Origin of the sequence: Mycolicibacterium monacense (assembly GCF_010731575.1) — a bacterium.
GTDB lineage: Bacteria > Actinomycetota > Actinomycetes > Mycobacteriales > Mycobacteriaceae > Mycobacterium > Mycobacterium monacense.
The window spans coordinates 4,104,310-4,122,477 of the sequence record NZ_AP022617.1 but is presented as its reverse complement, the minus strand read 5'-3'; the positions used below and the strand labels follow the sequence as shown (position 1 = coordinate 4,122,477).

At 69.2% G+C, this 18,168-nt stretch carries 21 protein-coding genes and 1 pseudogene; 11 read left to right on the top strand and 11 right to left on the bottom strand.

The features are described 5' to 3' along the window. Nucleotides 1–45: 45 nt before the first annotated feature. On the top strand, nt 46–387 hold the full coding sequence (locus tag G6N49_RS19690) for a DUF3140 domain-containing protein (protein WP_011558149.1): 342 nt from the start codon (nt 46–48) through the stop codon (nt 385–387). Between the two features lie 23 nt (nt 388–410). On the opposite strand, the gene menE is transcribed toward G6N49_RS19690, so the two are convergent. Further along, the gene (menE, locus tag G6N49_RS19685) at nt 411–1,475 is read right to left on the bottom strand and encodes an o-succinylbenzoate--CoA ligase (RefSeq protein ID WP_235679623.1); all 1,065 of its coding nucleotides are present in this window, start codon (nt 1,473–1,475) and stop codon (nt 411–413) included. A 71-nt stretch (nt 1,476–1,546) separates the two neighbouring features. Next, complete coding sequence (locus G6N49_RS19680; RefSeq protein ID WP_011768052.1) at nt 1,547–1,846, bottom strand: DUF3349 domain-containing protein; 300 nt, start codon at nt 1,844–1,846, stop codon at nt 1,547–1,549. Nucleotides 1,847–2,062: 216 nt separating this feature from the next. Here G6N49_RS19680 and G6N49_RS19675 point away from each other — a divergent pair, with 216 nt between their 5' ends. From G6N49_RS19675 to G6N49_RS19665, 3 genes are read left to right on the top strand one after another with little or no spacing between them, the layout of a single operon-like run. Further along, on the top strand, nt 2,063–3,313 hold the full coding sequence (locus tag G6N49_RS19675; RefSeq protein WP_011558152.1) for an inorganic phosphate transporter: 1,251 nt from the start codon (nt 2,063–2,065) through the stop codon (nt 3,311–3,313). 29 nt (nt 3,314–3,342) lie between these two features. Continuing rightward, nucleotides 3,343–3,621: a hypothetical protein gene (locus G6N49_RS19670; protein WP_011558153.1), complete on the top strand. Its 279-nt coding sequence runs from the start codon at nt 3,343–3,345 to the stop codon at nt 3,619–3,621. Between the two features lie 31 nt (nt 3,622–3,652). Then, nucleotides 3,653–3,937 (top strand): DUF3349 domain-containing protein, encoded by a 285-nt coding sequence (locus G6N49_RS19665; protein WP_049771594.1) that lies wholly within the window; start codon nt 3,653–3,655, stop codon nt 3,935–3,937. Between the two features lie 5 nt (nt 3,938–3,942). Here G6N49_RS19665 and G6N49_RS19660 read toward each other — a convergent pair whose 3' ends face one another. Beyond that, nucleotides 3,943–4,314, bottom strand: coding sequence for a VOC family protein (locus G6N49_RS19660; RefSeq protein ID WP_011558155.1), 372 nt, complete (start codon nt 4,312–4,314; stop codon nt 3,943–3,945). Between the two features lie 21 nt (nt 4,315–4,335). Beyond that, on the bottom strand, nt 4,336–5,211 hold the full coding sequence (locus tag G6N49_RS19655; protein ID WP_011558156.1) for an SDR family oxidoreductase: 876 nt from the start codon (nt 5,209–5,211) through the stop codon (nt 4,336–4,338). Between the two features lie 37 nt (nt 5,212–5,248). On the opposite strand from G6N49_RS19655, the gene G6N49_RS19650 reads away from it, so the two are divergent. Both G6N49_RS19650 and G6N49_RS19645 read left to right on the top strand, forming a co-directional pair. Continuing rightward, nucleotides 5,249–5,866: a TetR/AcrR family transcriptional regulator gene (locus G6N49_RS19650; RefSeq protein ID WP_083044826.1), complete on the top strand. Its 618-nt coding sequence runs from the start codon at nt 5,249–5,251 to the stop codon at nt 5,864–5,866. 66 nt (nt 5,867–5,932) lie between these two features. After that, complete coding sequence (locus G6N49_RS19645) at nt 5,933–6,817, top strand: oxygenase MpaB family protein (protein ID WP_011558158.1); 885 nt, start codon at nt 5,933–5,935, stop codon at nt 6,815–6,817. A gap of 8 nt (nt 6,818–6,825) precedes the next feature. Here the strand turns inward: G6N49_RS19645 and G6N49_RS19640 are convergent, their stop codons facing one another. From G6N49_RS19640 to G6N49_RS19615, 6 genes and pseudogenes are all read right to left on the bottom strand, one after another. Continuing rightward, nucleotides 6,826–7,737, bottom strand: coding sequence for a 1,4-dihydroxy-2-naphthoyl-CoA synthase (locus tag G6N49_RS19640; RefSeq protein WP_011558159.1), 912 nt, complete (start codon nt 7,735–7,737; stop codon nt 6,826–6,828). Between the two features lie 11 nt (nt 7,738–7,748). Further along, entirely contained in the window at nt 7,749–8,207 is a 459-nt protein-coding gene (locus tag G6N49_RS19635) for a nitroreductase family deazaflavin-dependent oxidoreductase (RefSeq protein ID WP_011558160.1), read from the bottom strand. Nucleotides 8,208–8,214: 7 nt separating this feature from the next. Further along, entirely contained in the window at nt 8,215–8,907 is a 693-nt protein-coding gene (locus G6N49_RS19630) for an HAD family hydrolase (protein ID WP_011558161.1), read from the bottom strand. Between the two features lie 9 nt (nt 8,908–8,916). After that, nucleotides 8,917–10,125, bottom strand: a pseudogene (locus G6N49_RS19625) (RNA polymerase sigma factor). A 123-nt stretch (nt 10,126–10,248) separates the two neighbouring features. Further along, nucleotides 10,249–11,847: a fatty-acid--CoA ligase FadD8 gene (fadD8, locus tag G6N49_RS19620; RefSeq protein ID WP_064872948.1), complete on the bottom strand. Its 1,599-nt coding sequence runs from the start codon at nt 11,845–11,847 to the stop codon at nt 10,249–10,251. Between the two features lie 51 nt (nt 11,848–11,898). Next, nucleotides 11,899–12,030, bottom strand: coding sequence for a hypothetical protein (locus G6N49_RS19615; RefSeq protein ID WP_406540056.1), 132 nt, complete (start codon nt 12,028–12,030; stop codon nt 11,899–11,901). A gap of 53 nt (nt 12,031–12,083) precedes the next feature. Here G6N49_RS19615 and G6N49_RS19610 point away from each other — a divergent pair, with 53 nt between their 5' ends. Continuing rightward, on the top strand, nt 12,084–12,347 hold the full coding sequence (locus G6N49_RS19610; protein WP_011558164.1) for a DUF3253 domain-containing protein: 264 nt from the start codon (nt 12,084–12,086) through the stop codon (nt 12,345–12,347). On the opposite strand, the gene G6N49_RS19605 is transcribed toward G6N49_RS19610, so the two are convergent. Further along, on the bottom strand, nt 12,341–12,808 hold the full coding sequence (locus G6N49_RS19605; RefSeq protein WP_041309459.1) for a YciI family protein: 468 nt from the start codon (nt 12,806–12,808) through the stop codon (nt 12,341–12,343). The genes G6N49_RS19610 and G6N49_RS19605 overlap by 7 nt on opposite strands. 155 nt (nt 12,809–12,963) lie before the next feature. On the opposite strand from G6N49_RS19605, the gene G6N49_RS19600 reads away from it, so the two are divergent. The 4 genes from G6N49_RS19600 to G6N49_RS19585 are packed head-to-tail and all read left to right on the top strand — an operon-like array spanning nt 12,964 to nt 18,166. Further along, nucleotides 12,964–14,574 (top strand): amidohydrolase, encoded by a 1,611-nt coding sequence (locus G6N49_RS19600; protein ID WP_083044827.1) that lies wholly within the window; start codon nt 12,964–12,966, stop codon nt 14,572–14,574. Between the two features lie 31 nt (nt 14,575–14,605). Next, entirely contained in the window at nt 14,606–16,174 is a 1,569-nt protein-coding gene (locus tag G6N49_RS19595) for a long-chain-fatty-acid--CoA ligase (protein WP_083044828.1), read from the top strand. Between the two features lie 19 nt (nt 16,175–16,193). Beyond that, nucleotides 16,194–17,156 carry an o-succinylbenzoate synthase gene (locus G6N49_RS19590; protein WP_011558168.1) on the top strand — a complete coding sequence of 321 codons (963 nt, stop codon included), beginning with the start codon at nt 16,194–16,196 and terminating at the stop codon, nt 17,154–17,156. Between the two features lie 53 nt (nt 17,157–17,209). After that, nucleotides 17,210–18,166, top strand: coding sequence for an oxygenase MpaB family protein (locus tag G6N49_RS19585; protein ID WP_083044829.1), 957 nt, complete (start codon nt 17,210–17,212; stop codon nt 18,164–18,166). The last annotated feature ends 2 nt before the right edge of the window (nt 18,167–18,168 follow it).

Here is an 18,168-nt window from a genome sequence, read left to right as displayed (position 1 = left end):
AACCGTCGGCGGTACGGGTAGCCGGGGACGAAGGAGGTGGCCGACATGAGCCGACACGTCGAGGTCGACGACGATCTGTGGGACGAGTTTCACCGCGTGGTCAACATGACGTCCCGCGAACTGCTCGACTGGTTGCGCACGCGCTCCGCCGGCGAGGGCAGCGAGGAACTGCCCGATCAGGCCGGCACCCAGACGGGCAGGCATGTGCTCGACATCCTCGGCAAACGACGGGGCGACCTGACGGCCGACGACGAGCATGTGATGCGCCGGGTGGTCGAACGCGTCCATGCCGAACGACGCGACGATCTGGAGCCGACGGCCGGGCAGGAGAACTGGCGGCACCGGCTCATGACGATCGGGCACGATCCGCTCAAGCCCCCGCGCTAGCTGAACTGCGCGCTCAGCGCGCGCTAGCTGAACTGCGCGCTCAGCGCGCGGCGGTCCACCTTGCCGATCCCCCTTCGCGGCACCTCGTCCACCACGTGCACCTCGCGCGGTGCGGCGGTCGCATCCAATTCGCGCGCGACGTGTGCGCGCAGGTCCGCCACCGTCGGCGCCGGGGCGCCCGCGGCGAGCACGATCGCCGCGACCACCCGCTGCCCGAGTCGCTCGTCGGCCACCCCGAACACCGCACAGTCGGCGACAGCCGGGTGGCGGGACAACACCGCCTCGACGACAGGGGGCATCACCGTCAGCCCGCCGGTGCTGACGGCGTCGTCGACACGGCCCAGCACCCGCAACACACCGTCGTCCAGCGCGCCGACGTCGTCGGTGCGGAACCAGCCCGGTTCGGCGAAGGGGTCCGGCTGCACCGTGTTGCGGTAGCCCTTGGCCAGCGTCGGCCCGCCCAGCAGGACCCTGGATCCCTCGAGACGCACCCGCACCCCGTCCAGCGGCACCCCGTCGTAGACACAGCCGCCCGCCGTCTCGCTCATCCCGTATGTCCGGACGACGGGAACCGCTGCGGCAGAGGCTTTCTCAGCCAGTCCGGCCGGCATCGGGCCGCCGCCGATCAGCACCGCGTCGAACGTGGCGAGCGCCGCGGTGGCCGCCGGATCGCGCAGCGCCTTGTCCAGTTGCACGCTCACCAACGACACGTACCGCCGGCCCGCGCCCATACCCGCCACCGCCGACACGAGGTCGGGTGGCTCGAAACTCGCAGGTATCGCGACCGGCCGCTCGCCGGCGACGACACTGCGCACCAACACCTGCAGTCCGGCGATGTGGTGGGCGGGCAGCGCGAGCAACCACCGGCCGGGGGCACCCAATCGCGCATGGGTGGCATGCGCGCTCGCCGTCAACGCCGCGGCGGTCAGCATCGCCCCCTTTGGGGTTCCGGTGGTCCCCGAGGTCGGCACCACGACGGCGACGTCCTCGTCGATCGCCGCACCGGCGCGCAGTGCCCCGGACAACCGCGCGGCGTGGTCGGCGTCGTCGGCCGGAGTGGGCAGCAGCGCCGGGCCACGGCCGGCCATCAGGGTCTCGACGACCGGGAGGATGTCGAGCGCCGCGGCGCCGGACGGGACGGCGAGGGCGCGCAGGACGGCTATGTGTCCTCCCGGGGTTCGCGGTCGTCGATGGGCCAACTGCGGCCCGCGAGCCGGGTGCGTACGCGCTCGATGTCGGCCGGGGTGGGCATGTCGTCGGTGATCGACGTGATCATCACCGCAATGTCGACGTGATCCCACTGACCGCGCTCGGCGAGGGTCTGCGCCACCGCCGTGACCTCCTCGTCGGTCAATCGTCGGCGCAGCAGCGCGAGCAGCGGTACCCGGTCCGGCCCCGGGACGCCCTCGGGGTAGCCGGCGGTGATCCACCCGACGATCTTGGCGAGGAAATTGGGCACTTACGTCACTTTCCCGGGCATCGAAGAAGGCCGGTGCCCGCAGGGAGTCGATGGTAGCTCCGGCCGGTGGTGAGCGTCGTCCGGCCAACGGCGACTGCACGTTGGATGAACAGTTGGTGAACAACCCACCGAAGCCGCCGAAAGCCCAGGACACACCGGAAATTAGGCGCGCTAGTTTTTGGTTTTGGAAGCCATGGCCCAGCAGAATGTGGACTCGTGAGTTCCGAGTGGATCATCTTGGTGCTGCTCATCGCGACAGCACTGGCTTTCGACTTCACCAACGGTTTCCACGACACCGGAAACGCGATGGCCACGTCGATCGCCACCGGCGCGTTGAAGCCCAAGACTGCCGTGACGCTGGCCGGCGTGCTCAACCTGGTCGGCGCGTTCCTCTCGGTGGAAGTGGCCGTCACCGTCACCACCTCGGTGCTCAAGATCCAGGACAGCAAGACCGGATCGCTGCTGCCGAACATCGACGCCTCCACCGGCCTGACCATCATCTTCGCCGGGCTGGTCGGCGGCATCCTGTGGAACCTGCTGACGTGGTTGTTCGGCATCCCGTCGAGTTCGTCGCACGCGCTGTTCGGCGGGCTGATGGGCGCGGGCCTTGCCGCGATCGGGCTGGCGGGCGTCAACTGGTCGGGCGTCACCCAGAAGGTGCTCATCCCCGCGATCGCCGCACCCGTCATCGCCGGTCTGGTCGCCGGATGCGGCACCTGGCTGATCTACCGCATCACCCGAAGGGTGGGACGCAAGCAGCGCGAATCGGGCTTCCGGTGGGGCCAGATCGCCACCGCGTCGCTGGTCGCGCTGTCCCACGGCACCAACGACGCGCAGAAGACCATGGGCGTCATCGCGCTGGCCCTGATCACCACCGGCCACCTGACCGGCGACGTCGCCGAGGACGGTCTGCCGTTCTGGATCATCGCCAGCTGCGCACTGGCCATCGGCCTCGGCACCTACCTCGGAGGTTGGCGGGTCATCCGCACACTCGGCAAGGGTCTGGTCGAGATCGAGTCGCCGCAGGGCCTGGCCGCCGAGGCGTCGTCCGCCGCGATCATCCTCAGCTCCAGCGCCGCGGGGATGGCGCTGTCGACCACGCACGTCGCCACGGGTTCCATCCTCGGCAGCGGTGTCGGCAAGCCGGGTGCGCACGTCCGCTGGGCCGTCGCCGGCCGGATGGCGGTGGCCTGGCTGATCACCCTGCCCGCCGCGGGTCTCGTCGGGGCGCTGGCCTTCTGGGTCTCCCACTCGGTGGCCGGGATGACGACCCAGCTCGTGGGCGACGGCCTGATCTTCCTGATCCTGGTCGGCACGTCGTTCGGTCTGTGGTGGCGCGCCCAGCAGCAGAAGGTCGACCACCGCAACGTCAACGCCGACTGGGACGCCAGCACCAATTCCGTGGTGCCCGTCGAGGTGCGGGAGCCCGTGCCCGTCGCAAAGGCCAAAGACGTCGCGGCCGTCTGAGACCCGAGAACGACTGAAGGACATACCGAATGGTTAACCTCGAGAGCATCCTGCGGGTGCTGGTCGTCGGCCTGATCCTCGGTGCGGGGCTGCCCGCGCTGTTCGCCTGCGGGTTGGTCGCGTACTCCTCCGGAGCCGGCACCCCCGACGCCGACGGTGTTACCCGCGCCCCGAACCCCGCGCTGAAATACCTTGGCGTGGCGCTGTTCACGATCGTCGCGGCCGTGATCCTGGTCGGGCTGCTGTGGATCACCCGGTCGACGATCGAGCACCAGTTCGGGCTCGACCTCTTCCCGTTCGCGAAGTGAGGTCGCGGTGACCACAGACAACGCCGGCGTCATGGACAAGGTGCTCACCTGGCTGCGCGACGGATACCCGCAGGGTGTCCCGCCGAAGGACTACTTTCCGCTGCTGGCACTGCTGAAGCGCTCGCTCACCGAGGAAGAGGTCGTCAGGGCCGCGCAGTCGATCCTGCGCTCGACGGACTCCGACGTGGTCACCGAGGACGAGATCCGCACCGCGGTGCACGAGGTGATCGCCAAGGAACCCAATCCCGAAGAGGTCCATCAGGTCGCCGCGCGGCTGGCGTCGGTCGGGTGGCCGCTGGCCGCACCGGTGCGCTGAGTCCGTCAGCCGCGCGTGTCCCGGCGCAACGGATGGTCGTCGGGCACCTGCACGAAGATCAGCGTGACGCCGTCGGGGTCGGTCACGTGCATCTCGTACAGCCCCCACGGCTCCTGCCGGGCCTCCCTGGCGATCTCGACGCCGCGGTCGCGTAACTCGTCCTGCGCGGTGTGGATGTCGCGCACCTGCAGCCACAGCGTGCCGCCGGCGTCGGGGCCGCCGTGGGCGGCCAGTTCGATCAGTGACTGTCCGGCGTAGAAGACCGTGCCGCCGCCGTACTCACGCGCGATGGCGAGTCCGAGCCCGTCGCGGTAGAACCGCAGCGACCGTTGATAGTCCGCCGGCCGCAGCAGCATCCGGCTGGCCAGGATCTCCATGGCTTGTGTCTATCACGGCGGTCAGGCCCCCGGCTGGAACTGCTGCCGCTTGACGATGGCGTTGAACCACGTCGGCGCCAGCGAGTCGACGGCCCGCGCGGTGACGGCCATCCGGGGCGCGATCCGCACCGGCCGGTGGCGCGCCGCGGCGATCATCCAGTCGGCGGCTTCCTGCGGGCTCAGCCCCGGCACCCGGTCGTACTCCCTCGTGGGCGCGATCATCGGCGTCTTCACCAGCGGGTAGTAGAGCGTTGAGGAGTGCACGCTCTTGTCGGCCCATTCGGTCTCGATGACCCGGCTCACCGCCGACAGCGCCGCCTTCGAGGCGACGTAGACCCCGAACAGCGGGGAGGCCTCGCTGAACACGCCCCACGTCGCGACGTTGATGATGTGGCCCTCGCCGCGGGCGATCATGCCCGGCGCCAGCCCGCGGATCAGCCGCAGCGGCGAGTAGTAGTTCAGCGTCATCGTCCGCTCGACGTCGTGCCAGCGGTCCAGCGATTCGGCCAGCGGACGGCGAATTGACTTGCCCGCGTTGTTGATCAGGATGTCGACGCCGCCGAACCGCTCCTCCACGTCGGCCACCAGCTCGTCGACGGCGTCGAGGTCGGACAGGTCGCACGCCCGGGCCGCGGCGACGCCACCGGCCTCGGAGATCCGGCCGACCAGTGCGTCGAGCAGATCCTGGCGGCGGGCCACCGCGACGACCGTGGCGCCGCGCCGGGCGAACTTCTCCGCGGCGGCCTCGCCGATACCCGACGAGGCGCCGGTCAGCAGGATGCGCTTACCGGTGAGGTCGACGTCCGCGCGCGGTTGCAGGAACTGTTCGGCCATCGACGGCCGCATGCTCGTCAGCATCAGGCTGTCCGACAGCCGACGCAACGGATTCTTGCTCACGCCGGGAGTCTAGGCGCGCCGCCTATAGTGCTGATGCATGGCGCTGGCCGACGCTGTCGAGGTACTGCTCCGGGGCGACGCCGTCACCGGTGATGCCACCGACGAGCGGATCCTGCAGGTCGCGGTGGAACGGTTCACCCGGTTCGGCATCGCGCGCACCAACGCCGACGACATCGCGAAGGCGGCCCGGGTCAACCGCACGACGCTGTACCGCCGGATCGGCACCAAGGACGACCTGGTCATCGCGGCGATGGCCTTCGAGGTGAACCGGATGCGCGCCGAGGTGGTGCGCGAATCGGAGGCGATCGACGACAGCGTGGAACGGCTGCTGCACGGGTTCGTGGCCACCCTCGAGACGCTGCGCGGCAACCGGTGGATCCAACAGCTGATCCGTGACGGCGAGGTGCAGCTGCTGCTCGACGACGACCAGACCCTGTTCCGGGCGGGCGCGGCGATGGTGGCCGAGCGAATTCGCCAGTGCTGGAACGACATCGGGCACGACGGCGGCGACGCCGACACCATCGGCGCCATCCTGGCCCGGCTCATTCACTCGTTCGTCACGGTGCCGGCCGCAGCCCCGGTGCTGGCGACCACCGAGCAGATCCAAACCTTTGCCGACATCTACGTGCGGGCGTTGATCTTCTCGACCGGTTGACCGCTGCGGGTGCATCAGTGCAACATAGAAAGGTGCAATGATGCATATCGTCGGGAGGGTGGGGTCATGACGCGGCAGCTGGAACAACAGGTCGAGCTGGTCGAACCCGATTCCCTGCTGGGCCGTATCGCCGGCCAGTGGACGTACCTGCCGATGAACGGCGCCGCCTTCATGATGCAGGGCATGCACCCGGTGATCGGTGACATCACCCAGAAGTACTCGGTCGCGCTGACCGACCCCGCCGGCCGGGCGGTCCGGTCACTGGATTCGGTGCAGCAGTGGATCTTCGGCGGCCAGGCGGCCATCGAGGAGGGCAACCGGTTACGGCGCCTGCACCAACCGCTGCAGATGAAGGACGCCGACGGTAAGCACATCAGCGCCCTCAATCCCGACGCCTACGCGTGGGTGATCGCCACGGCGTACGTGACCACGGTGTCGGCCGCGCCGCTGCTGCTGGGACGTCCGTTCACCGAGGCCGAACTCGACGAACTGTGGCGCGACAGCGTGCGGGTGGCGAAGATCGTCCAGGTCCCGATGAGCCACTTCCCGCAGACCCGCGAGGAATACGCCGCCTACTTCGAGAAGATGGTCGCCGAAACGCTGGTCGCGCACCCGTACATCCTCGAGATCCTCACCGAGATGCGGAAGGGTCAGGTCCCCCCGACGCTGCCCGCCCCGGCCCGGTGGGCGCTGCGCAAGGCGCTACGGCCGGTGTTCGCCGCGACCTACCTCACCACCGTCGGGGTGATGGAGCCCGAGGTCCGCGACATCCTCGGCATCACCTGGACCGACCGCGACCAGCGCAAGCTGGAGAAGACGTGGCGGTTCATCCGAACCGCGTATCGGCTTCTGCCCGAACGCATCTCGTACACCCCGCTGGCCTACCACGCACGGCGCCACCACGAGGTGATCCAGAAGATGCGCCGCCGCGAGCTGAAGTCGTTCGTGTAGATCGCCTGTCAGAAGTAGCGCGGGAAGGCCGACCAGTCCGGGTCGCGCTTCTCCAGGAACGCGTCGCGTCCCTCGACGGCCTCGTCGGTCATGTACGCCAGCCGCGTCGCCTCACCGGCGAACACCTGCTGGCCGACCAACCCGTCGTCGATGAGGTTGAACGAGAATTTCAGCATGCGCACCGCCTGCGGGGACTTGCCGTTGATCTCGGCGGCCCACTGCAGCGCCTCGGATTCGAGTTCGGCGTGGTCGACGACGGCGTTGACCGCGCCCATCTGATACATCGTCTCGGCGTCGTAGGCGCGGCCGAGGAAGAAGATCTCGCGGGCGAACTTCTGCCCGGTCTGCCGTGCGAGGTAGGCGCTGCCGAAGCCGCCGTCGAAGCTGCCGACGTCGGCGTCGGTCTGCTTGAACCGGGCGTGCTGGCGGCTGGCCAGGGTGAGGTCGCAGGTGACGTGCAGGCTGTGCCCGCCGCCGGCCGCCCACCCATTGACCAGGCAGATCACCACCTTGGGCATGAACCGGATGAGGCGCTGCACCTCGAGGATGTGCAGCCGGCCCGCGCGGGCCGGGTCGACCGTCTCGGCGGTTTCGCCGGCGGCGTACTGGTAGCCGGAGCGCCCGCGGATGCGCTGGTCGCCGCCGGAGCAGAACGCCCAGCCGCCGTCCTTGGCCGACGGACCGTTGCCGGTGAGCAGCACCACGCCGACATCGGGCGACATCCGGGCGTGGTCGAGCACCCGGTACAACTCGTCGACGGTGTGCGGGCGGAACGCGTTGCGCACCTCGGGCCGGTCGAAGGCCACGCGCACGGTCGGCTGCGCGACACCGTCGACGACGTGGCGGTGGTAGGTGGTGTCGGTCAGGTCGAAGCCGGGAACCGGTTGCCAGACTGACGGGTCGAAGGGGTTGTCGCTCATGGCAACAGAACCTACGTGATCGGGTCGAAGCGGAAGACGGCGCAGCGGCCGGCCAGCGCCTCGAACTCGTCGGGCGTCGCGTCGGTGACCAACCCGGCGTTCTTCATGAAGTCCACACCGGTGGGCACCAGGGTGGGGAACTGCCGCAGCAGCGGCCGGGCCTCGTCGACGGACATCTCCACCATCCGCACCCGCTCATCGCGGCGGTTCTGGGTGAGCGTCACCTCGGGGTTGGCCCGGGCGTTGCGCACCCAGTCCGCACCCGGAAAGCCGCCCACCACATAACGTTTCCCGTCGACGTACATCGGGGTGATCGGCGTGGTCCGCGGCCGCCCGCTCGTGCGGCCGGTGACGGTCAGGATCATCGGCCCCTCCTTACCGAAGATCGGCAGTCCCAGCTTGGTCGAGGCGATCACGACCTTGTTGAGCGGTTTCAGCCACCACGGCGGCCGGATGCGTTCCTCGGGCATATCCCTCCTAGACCTCGAGACCGACGAGGGTCAGCGCATCGCGCAGACCGGTGGGGCGTTCGGTGGTGGGTAACGGGTCGACCAGGACGAACTGGCAGCCGACCGCACGCGCCCCGCCGTCGGCCTCGTCGCTGTCGCCGACCATCACCGCGTCGGCGGCGTCCACCCCCAGCCGCGTCAGGGCGGCGGTGAAGATCTCGGGTGCCGGTTTGGTGGCGCCGACCTCGAAGGACAGCACGAATTCGTCGACGTCACGGTCGGCGCCGATCGCCGCGAACGCCGGCCGCACGTCGAACGCGATGTTCGACACCACCGCGGTCCTCACACCTCGGCGGCGCAGGCCGGCGAGCACGTCGGCGGTGTCGGGGTAGGGCGTCCACGACGATGGGTCGACCACCCGCCGGTAGAGCTGTTCGGCGTGGTGGTCGGCGAGCCCCGACTCGCGCAGCACGTGGAGGTAGGCCTCGCGGTGCAGATGTGGGGCGAGGTCGCGGTTGACCCATGCGTGGTCGGCCTCCGGGGTCATGTGCACCGACCGCCCGGTCGGCGCGGTCAGGCGGCGCAGCAACTCGGCCTGGACGTGGCCGTCGACCTCCCGGTTGTCGACCTCGATACCGGTGAACCAGCTCTCGTCCTCCTCGAGACGGAAGAGTGTTCCGGAGAAGTCGAACAACGCCGCGCGCACAGTCATCTCAGCCATCGTGCCACGTCACCTCTGGCGTACCCGGGCGGCTTTGTCGGACAACACGTCTCGTTCGCGCTCGTTGTCGGCGAGTGCGGCGGCCCGGTCGAACTGAGCGGCGGCCTCGTCGGCGCGGCCCAGGCGGGCCAGCAGTTCGCCGCGCACGCTGGGCAATAGATAGGAGTCGGCGAGCCCGGTGATCCCGTCGACGATCTCGAGCGCGGCGGCGGCCCCGTCGGCCATCGCGACGGCCACGGCGCGGTTGAGTTCGACGACGGCCGAGGGCGTGATCTGCAGCAGCGCGTCGTAGATGGTCACGATGCGCCGCCAGTCGGTCTCGGCGGTCGACGGTGCGGTGGCGTGGCATTCGGCGAGCGCGGCCTGCAGCGCGTACGGGCCCCACCCGGTGCCTCGCCGGTCGATGGCCGCCGCCGCACGCCGCAGCGCCGCGACGCCCCGGCCGATCTGGGCGCGGTCCCATTTCGTCCGGTCCTGGTCCTCGAGCAGGATCGGGCGGCCCGCGTCGTCGGTACGGGCCGCGAACCGCGAGCTCTGCAGTTCCATCAGCGCCACCAGCCCGTGGGCCTCGGGTTCGTCGGGCACCAGCGCGGCGAGGACGCGGCCCAGGCGCAGCGCCTCGCGGCACAGTTCGTCGCGGATCCAACGCTGCCCGGAGGACGCCGAATACCCCTCGTTGTAGATGAGGTAGATGACGCTCAACACCGCCGACAGGCGTTGCGGGTACTGCTCGCGGGGCGGCACCTCGAACGGGACCTCTGCGTCGGCCAGCGTCTTCTTGGCCCGCACGATGCGTTGGGCCACCGTGGCTTTCGGCGTCAGGAAGGCCCTGGCGATCTCCTCGGTGGTCAGGCCGCCGATGACGCGAAGGGTCAGCGCGATCTGGTTCTACCGCGACAGCACCGGGTGGGCCGCGATGAAGATGAGCCGCAGGATGTCGTCGTCGATGTGGTCGGGGTCCCAGGCGGGTTCGTCGAGGTGGGTTTCGAGGTCGCGGGCCAGTTCGGTGTACTTCGCGTCGAGGTTGTCGCGCCGCCGCCAGTGGTCGATCGCCTTGCGTTTGGCGACGGTGGTCAGCCAGGCGCCCGGGTTGTTCGGCACGCCGGTCGACGGCCACTGGGTGAGGGCGTCGACGAGGGCGTCGGCGGCGAGATCCTCGGCCAAGCCGACGTCGCCGACGGTGCGGGTGAGCGTGGCGACGATCTTGGCGGCCTCCATCCGCCACACCGCGTCGACGGTCTGCTGGATGTCAGAAACCACGGGCCCATTCTGCCGAGCAGACGCAAATGTCCCGCGACACGCCGTCGAGGCGGAGCATTTGCGTCTGCTCGCGGATGAGAATCAGCCGACGGCTCGCCCTGCGCCCTCCCAGAACTGCGCCCGCACCGCCTTCTTGTCGGGCTTGCCCAGCGCGGTGATCGGCACCGACTCGGCGACGACCACCTGCTTGGGCACGTGCACCGAGCCCTTGCGCTCCTTGACTGCCGCCTGGATCTCGGCGGTCATCGTCGCCACGGCCTCTCCGGAGGAGTCGGCGTCGGGCCGCAGCACCACCACGGCCGTGACGGCCTCACCCCACTTCTCGTCGGGGGTGCCGATCACGCACACCTGCGCGACCAGGGGATGTTCGGCGACGACGTCCTCCACCTCGCGCGGGAAGACGTTGAAGCCGCCGGTGACGATCATGTCCTTGGTGCGGTCGACGATGAAGTAGAAGCCGTCCTCGTCCTCGCGGGCCAGGTCACCGGTGTGCATCCAGCCGTCCCGGAAGGTCTCGGCCGTCGCGTCGGGCAGGTTCCAGTAGCCGCCCGACAGCAGCGGACCGGAGACACAGATCTCCCCGACCTCGCCCTGCGGGACCGGCTGCCCGTCCTCGCCGAGCAGCGCCACCCGCGCGAAGAGCGTCGGGCGGCCACATGACGTCAGCCGCTTGTCGTCGTGCTCCTTCTTCGACAGGTAGGTGATCACCATCGGCGCCTCGGACTGGCCGTAGTACTGCGCGAAGATCGGGCCGAACCGCCGGATCGCCTCCTTCAGGCGCACCGGGTTCATCGCCGAGGCGCCGTAGTACACCGTCTCCAGCGACGACAGGTCGCGGGTGTGCGAATCCGGGTGGTCCATCAGCGCGTAGATCATCGACGGCACGAGCATCGTCGCGGTGATCTTCTGCTCCTCGATGACGCGCAGCACCTCGGCCGGGTCGAACTTCGTCAGCACGATCAGCTCGCCGCCCTTGACGATGACCGGGGTGAAGAACGCCGCACCGGCGTGCGACAGCGGCGTGCACATCAGGAACCGCGGGTTCTCCGGCCACTCCCATTCGGCCAGTTGGACGGTCGTCATGGTGGTGATCGACTGGGTCGTGCCGATGACGCCCTTGGGTTTGCCGGTGGTGCCGCCGGTGTAGGTCAGCCCGCCGATGTGGTCGGGCGGCAGATCCGCGGCCACCAGGGGTTTGGCCGGGTATTTGGCCGCCTCGGCGCTCAGATCGACCGCGACCTCGGACAACTCCTCCGGGACCGGGCCAATCGTGAGGACCTGCTTGAGCGACGGAACCTTCTCCAGCAGGCCCAGCGCCCGCTCGACGAACATCGGGTTGGGATCGATGATCAGCGACGTCACCCCGGCGTCGGACAGCACGTAGGCGTGATCGTCCAGCGAGCCTAGAGGGTGTAGTGCGGTGCGGCGGTAGCCCTGCGTCTGGCCGGCGCCGATGATCATCAGCACCTCGGGCCGGTTGAGCGAGAGCAGGCCGACGGCCGCGCCCGTACCCGCGCCGAGCGCCTCGAACGCCTGGATGTACTGGCTGATGCGGTCGGCGAGCTCACCGCCGGTCATCGTGGTGTCGCCCAGGAAGAGCACCGGCCGGTCCTTGTGGCGCTTCAGTGCGCCGACCGTCAGGTGGCCGGAGTGCAGGAAATGCCGCAGCTGATCACTCATGGCCAACAGACTAGAACGTGTTCCAATTCCAGTCAGCCGGTCCCCGCGATTTCAGAACCGGGCCGGGGCGCGGCCCTGTTCGCGCAACCACCCGGCGCGGGCGGCCGGGTACCACTTCAACGACGCGGGTCCACGAATGCCGAAACGTTCGCGCACCTGGGGCGGCAGACCGCCGACGATCACCAGCCCAGGGTGGTGCCCGTAGGCTTTGCCGGACGACGATGCCGGGAGGCGCCATGGTCCCAGCCGACGGCGATGAGCTGCGGGCGACGATCCTACGAATGGCGCGCGAACGCGGCCCGGCCAAGACCATCTGCCCGTCCGACGCGGCACGGGCCGTCGGGGGAGACCGCTGGCGTGAGCTCATGGACGGAGCGCGTGACGCCGCCCGCGAGCTGGCCAGGGCCGGCGAGGTGGAGATCACCCAGAGGGGCGAAGTACTCGATCCCGACGCGGCCTGGCGCGGACCCGTCCGGATCCGCGCCAGGGACGACTACTGACCCAGTTTGTCGGCATCGGCCCGCGCCTGCGCCGCGAGCTTCTCGGCGAGTTCGGCCTTCCACCGGATCTCCTTCTGGACCCACGGATTGTCCTGCGGGAACTCCTCTGTCTCCGACACCCGCCGCACCTCGAGCTTCACTCCGGGCCCCAGCGGCACCTTCTTCGCCCACTGTTTCGCCTCCTCCTTCGAGGACACGTCGAGGATCCAGAACCCGTTGAACAGCTCCTTGGCCTCGGTGTACGGACCGTCGGTCACCACCGGTGGATCGGAGTTGAAGTCGACGACGAAACCCTCCTCGGGACCGGTGAGACCCTCCCCGGCCAGCAGCACCCCGGCCTTGATGAGTTCCTCGTTGAAGCGGCCCATCGATTCGATGACCTGGTCGAAGTCGATCTCCTGTTCGGCCATGGCCGCCTCGGCCTCCGGCCCGACCCGCATGATCAGCATGTAACGCGCCATCGTGTGTCTCCTTCTCGAGTGGTGAAGGGGCACTCCCATCGTGCCCTCGCAAACACGTCGAACGGCACCCCCGGAAAATCGACACGAAAAGAAATTTTTCTCGAAGTTTCTCGCGACTACCGAGAAACCGCAGGTCATCGCATTAGCATTCGCCCATGCCCGCCGCCGATCTCGTCCTGACCGGGACCGTGCTCACCGTCAACGACGCACAACCGACGGCCGAAGCGCTCGCGGTGGCCGACGGGCGCATCGTCGCCGTGGGGTACCGCTCCGACGTCGAGACCTGGATCGGGCCCGGCACCGAGGTCCTCGACGTGGGCGATGGCTGCGTGCTGCCCGGTCTTGTGGAGGCGCACGGGCATCCGCTGATGGAGGCGATCGCGCTGTCCGAGCGGATGGTCGACATCCGTCCCGTGACGATGAGGTCCGCCGACGAGGTCGTCGCCGCCGTGCGCAGCGAGGTGGCGCGGCGCGGACGACAGGGTGCCTACCTCAACGGGTGGGATCCGCTGCTGCAGGACGGGCTGCCGGACCCGACGTTGACGTGGCTCGACGGCATCGCACCGGACAGCCCGCTGGTGATCCTGCACAACTCCGGACACAAGGCGTTCTTCAACAGCGTCGCGGCCAAACGGGCGGGGCTCAACCGCGACGTCCCGGATCCGAAGGGCGCACGCTTCGGCCGCGACGCCGACGGCGAACTCGACGGCACCGCCGAGGAGACCGCCGCGGTGTTCCCGCTGCTCGCCGGCGTCGTCTCACCGAGTGACTATCCGTCGATGCTGGTGGCCGAGTGCGCGCGACTCAACCGCGCGGGGCTCACGACGTGTTCGGACATGGCGTTCGATCCGGTGTTCCGGCCCATGCTCGACGGTCTGCGCGACGAGCTCACGATCCGGTTGCGCGCCTATGAGGTCTCCAACCCGCAGCTGACCAGCACCGCGCACCCGGGCGACGGCGACGACCTGGTGCGCCAGATCGGCATCAAGATCTGGGTTGACGGTTCGCCGTGGATCGGCAACGTCGACCTGACGTTTCCCTATCTGGACACCGCGGCCACCCGGACCATCGGGGTGGTGCCGGGCTCGTGCGGTCATGCGAATTACACCCGCGAGCAATTGCGCGAGATCGTCGGCGCCTACTTTCCGTTGGGCTGGCAGATGGCCTGTCACGTGCACGGCGACGCCGGGGTCGACACGATCCTCGATGTCTACGAGGAGGTGCTCGAGGCCCATCCCCGCCCCGATCATCGGCTGCGCCTCGAACACGTCGGCGCCATCACCGACGAGCAGCTCGAGCGTGCGCACGCCCTCGGCGTCACCTGCAGCATCTTCGTCGACCAGATCCACTACTGGGGGGACGTCATCGTCGACGGGCTGTTCGGCCCGGAACGCGGAAACCGTTGGATGCCTTGCGGATCGGCCGTCGCGACCGGTATGCGGATCTCACTGCACAACGATCCGCCGGTCACCCCGGAGGAGCCGTTGCGCAACATCAGCGTCGCGGTGACGCGCACGGCGCCCAGCGGGCGGGTGCTCGCGCCCGAGGAGCGGCTGACCGTCGATCAGGCGATCCGCGCCCAGACCCTCGACGCCGCGTGGCAGCTGTTCGCCGACGACGTGATCGGCTCGATCGAGGTGGGCAAGTACGGCGATCTGGTGGTGCTGTCGGCGGATCCGCGCAGCGTGCCGCCGGAGCGGATCGCCGAACTCGACGTGCTGGCCACCTATCTCTCGGGCCGCTGCGTTTACGCCAAACAACTCTGACAACCACCGTTGTCATGGCAGGCTCGTAGGTATGCCCGGACTGCCTGACCCCCGCTTCCTCGACGACCGGCTCAACCACTGGGCGCACACCACGCCCGACGCCGAGGCGGTCGTCTATCTCGACCGGACCTGGACGTGGGCGCAGTGGGACGACCGGGTCCGCAGGCTCGCCGGCGCGCTGAGCCGGTTCGGGGTGGGCCACGGCGACGCGGTGGCGTTCCTCGACAAGAACCATCCGGCGTGCGTCGAGCTGACGTTCGCCGCGGCGTCGCTCGGCGCCGCGAATGCGGTCGTCAACTTCCGCCTCGCCGGTGACGAATTGGACTACGTCCTGGGCGACAGCGGCGCGAAGGTCCTGATCGTGGGCCGCGAACTGCGCCCGACGATCGACAAGATCCGCGACCGGCTCACCCACGTCGAACACGTCGTCGAGGTCACTCCCGACGGGCAGGACGGCGACGAATACGAGGCGCTGCTCGCCGGCTCCGCGCCGACCGGGCGCGCCGAGGACGTCGCACCCGACGACGTCTGCGTGATCATGTACTCGTCGGGCACCACGGGACGCCCCAAGGGTGTCGAGCTCACCCAGGCCAACCTCATCGCCCACACCGTCAACGCCCACGACGGCTGGGGGTTCGACGAGGGCGACAAGAACATGGTGTCGATGCCGCTGTTCCACGTCGGCGGCCAGTCCTATGTGCAGTTCGGCATCCACGACGGGGTGCCCACCGTCATGACGCGGGAGGTCGACGGCGCCTCGCTCGCCGACGCGATCCTCAAGGGCGCCAACCGCACCTTCCTGGTGCCCGCCGTTCTGGCCAAGGTGCTGGAGACGGGTCCGGACGCGGTGAAGCTGTTCGGGGCGTTGAAGACCTTCTGTTACGGCGCGTCGCCGATGCCGCTCCCGCTGCTGCGGCAGGCCCTGAAGGCCTGGCCCGACACCGACTTCATCCAGGTGTATGGGTTGACGGAGGTGTGCGGGGTGATCAGCCACCTGATGCCCGAGGCGCACCGCGACGCCGAACACCCGGAGCGGCTGGTCAGCGCGGGTCAGCTCATCCCGAATGCCGAGCTGCGCGTCGCCGACCCCGACACCGGTGACGAGCTGCCGACCGGACAGCAGGGCGAATTGTGGTTCCGCACACCGCAACTGATGAAGGGCTACCACAACAAACCCGAGGCGACGGCCGAGGCCGTCACCCCCGACGGCTGGTTCCGCACCGGTGACGTCGGGCGGATCGACGCCGACGGTTTCATCTTCGTCGAGGATCGCCTCAAGGACATGATTATGTCGGGCGGCGAGAACGTCTACTCGATCGAGGTGGAGCGGGTGCTCGCGGAGCACTCGGCGGTGACGGAGGTCGCGGTGATCGGCGTACCCGATGAGAAATGGGGCGAGGCGGTCAAAGCCGTTGTCGTGGTGGAGGGTTCAGCATCCGAGCAGGAGCTGACCGAATGGTGCCGCGAGCGCCTGGCGCACTACAAGTGTCCGCGCAGCATCGACATCACCGAGGAACTGCCCCGCAATCCGACGGGCAAGATCCTCAAGAAGGAACTGCGCAAACCGTTCTGGGAGGGTCGGGACCGGACCACGGTGTGAGGTCGGCGAGACTGGCGGGGTGAACCCCGCGCTCGATGATCTCGTGGACCGCCTGCACGTCGTCGCCCTGCCGATGCGGGTGCGGTTCCGCGGCATCACGGTGCGTGAACTGGCGCTGATCGAGGGCCCGGCCGGGTGGGGTGAGTTCGGGCCGTTCCTCGAGTACGCACCGCCGGAGGCGGCGACGTGGCTGGCCTCGGCGATCGAGGCGGCCTACTCCGCACCGCCGGCGGTGCGGCGTGACCGGATCCCGATCAACGCGACGGTGCCGGCGGTGAGTGCCGCACAGGTGCCCGAGGTGCTGGCGCGCTTCCCCGGCGCCCGGACCGCCAAGGTCAAGGTCGCCGAGGCGGGTCAGATGCTGGCCGACGACGTCGAGCGGGTGAACGCCGTGCGGGCGGCGGTGCCCACGGTGCGGGTCGACGCCAACGGCGGCTGGACCGTGGAGGAGGCGGTGGGCGCGGCGGCGGCGTTGACGGCCGACGGATCGCTGGAGTACCTCGAACAGCCGTGCCGCACGGTGCCCGAACTCGCCGAATTGCGCTCGCGCATAACCATTCCCATCGCCGCGGACGAGAGCATCCGTAAGGCGGACGATCCGCTGCACGTGGTGCGGGCCGGGGCCGCCGACATCGCGGTGGTCAAGGTCGCCCCGCTGGGCGGGGTCCGTCCGTTGCTCGACATCGCGGCGCAGATCGACATCCCGATCGTGGTGTCCAGTGCGCTGGATTCGGCCGTCGGGATCTCCCACGGTCTGTACGCGGCCGCGGCACTGCCCCGGCTGGAACACGCGTGCGGACTGGGTACCGGCGGGCTGTTCGTCGAAGACGTCACCGAACCGTTGGTTCCCGTCGACGGTCAACTGCCCGTGACGCAGGTCGTACCGGATCCGGACCGTCTGACCGCGCTGGCCGCGCCGCCCGAGCGGCGGCAGTGGTGGATCGACCGCGTTGCTGGGTGTTTGCAACTGCTACGCCGTTGACATGTTGACACAAAAGCATAGTCTTTGTGTCAACATCGACGCCTGGAGGCGACATGGTCGCACCTGCCCACTCTTCACCGCAGCGTCAGGTCGCGGCCGTCCGGCCGAAGGTGATGCGCGAGTTCCGCAGACACAGCGGCAGCACGCTCGGCGGCTTCTTCGGGGCGGCAGCGTTCGACGAGGTGGCTCTGGTCCCGGTGGCGGCCGCGGTGGACAAGACCGGACGGTTCGCCGCGAACTTCGCCGATCGTGGTGTGCGCAGCGGGTTCTCGGCGTTCCTGGCCATCTGGGGGGACGCCGAGGACCGGGTCGCCGAATCCGACCGGCTCAAGATGCTGCACCGCGACGTGCGCGGCCACGGCAGCGGTGACTTCGCCGACGTCCGCTACAGCGCGCTCGACCCCAAGCTGTGGAGCTGGATCGCGGTCAGCGGCATCTTCCTCGTGCTCAACTCGTTCACCCCCTGCACCGGCATCGTGCTCTCCGAAGCCGAACGCGACGCCGCCTACCTGCAACTCCTCGACGCCTTCCGCGGCCTCGAGCTGCCGGGCAAGAACGCCAAACTGCCCGCCACCCACGCCGACGCGGTGGAGTACTACGACGCGATGGTCGCCACCGAACTGCGGGCGAACCCGTTCCTGCAGCGCGTCACCACCGACCTGACCCGGCTGCCGCTGCCGACGCTGTTGCTGCCCGCCCCGGTCCGGCGGGCGCTCACACCGCCGTGGCTGCTGCTGCGCCCGGTCGCCGGGCGCGTCGTCAAGGTGTGCTCGTTCGGCATCCTGCACCCGGGGATCCGCGAGATGACCGGCTTCGACTGGCAGGCGCGCCACGACCGGGAATTCGAGGTGTACTGCCGGCTGCTGCAGGTGGCGTGGCGGGTGCTGCCGGACAGGCTGCTGCTGATCCCGTTGGCGCGCAACCGGATCGAATACGAGAAGCTCGTCCGGTTGCACCGGTCGGTCGCGCTCGACTCGTTCGCACCGCCGCCCGGATGCCCGGCGGGCTGAGC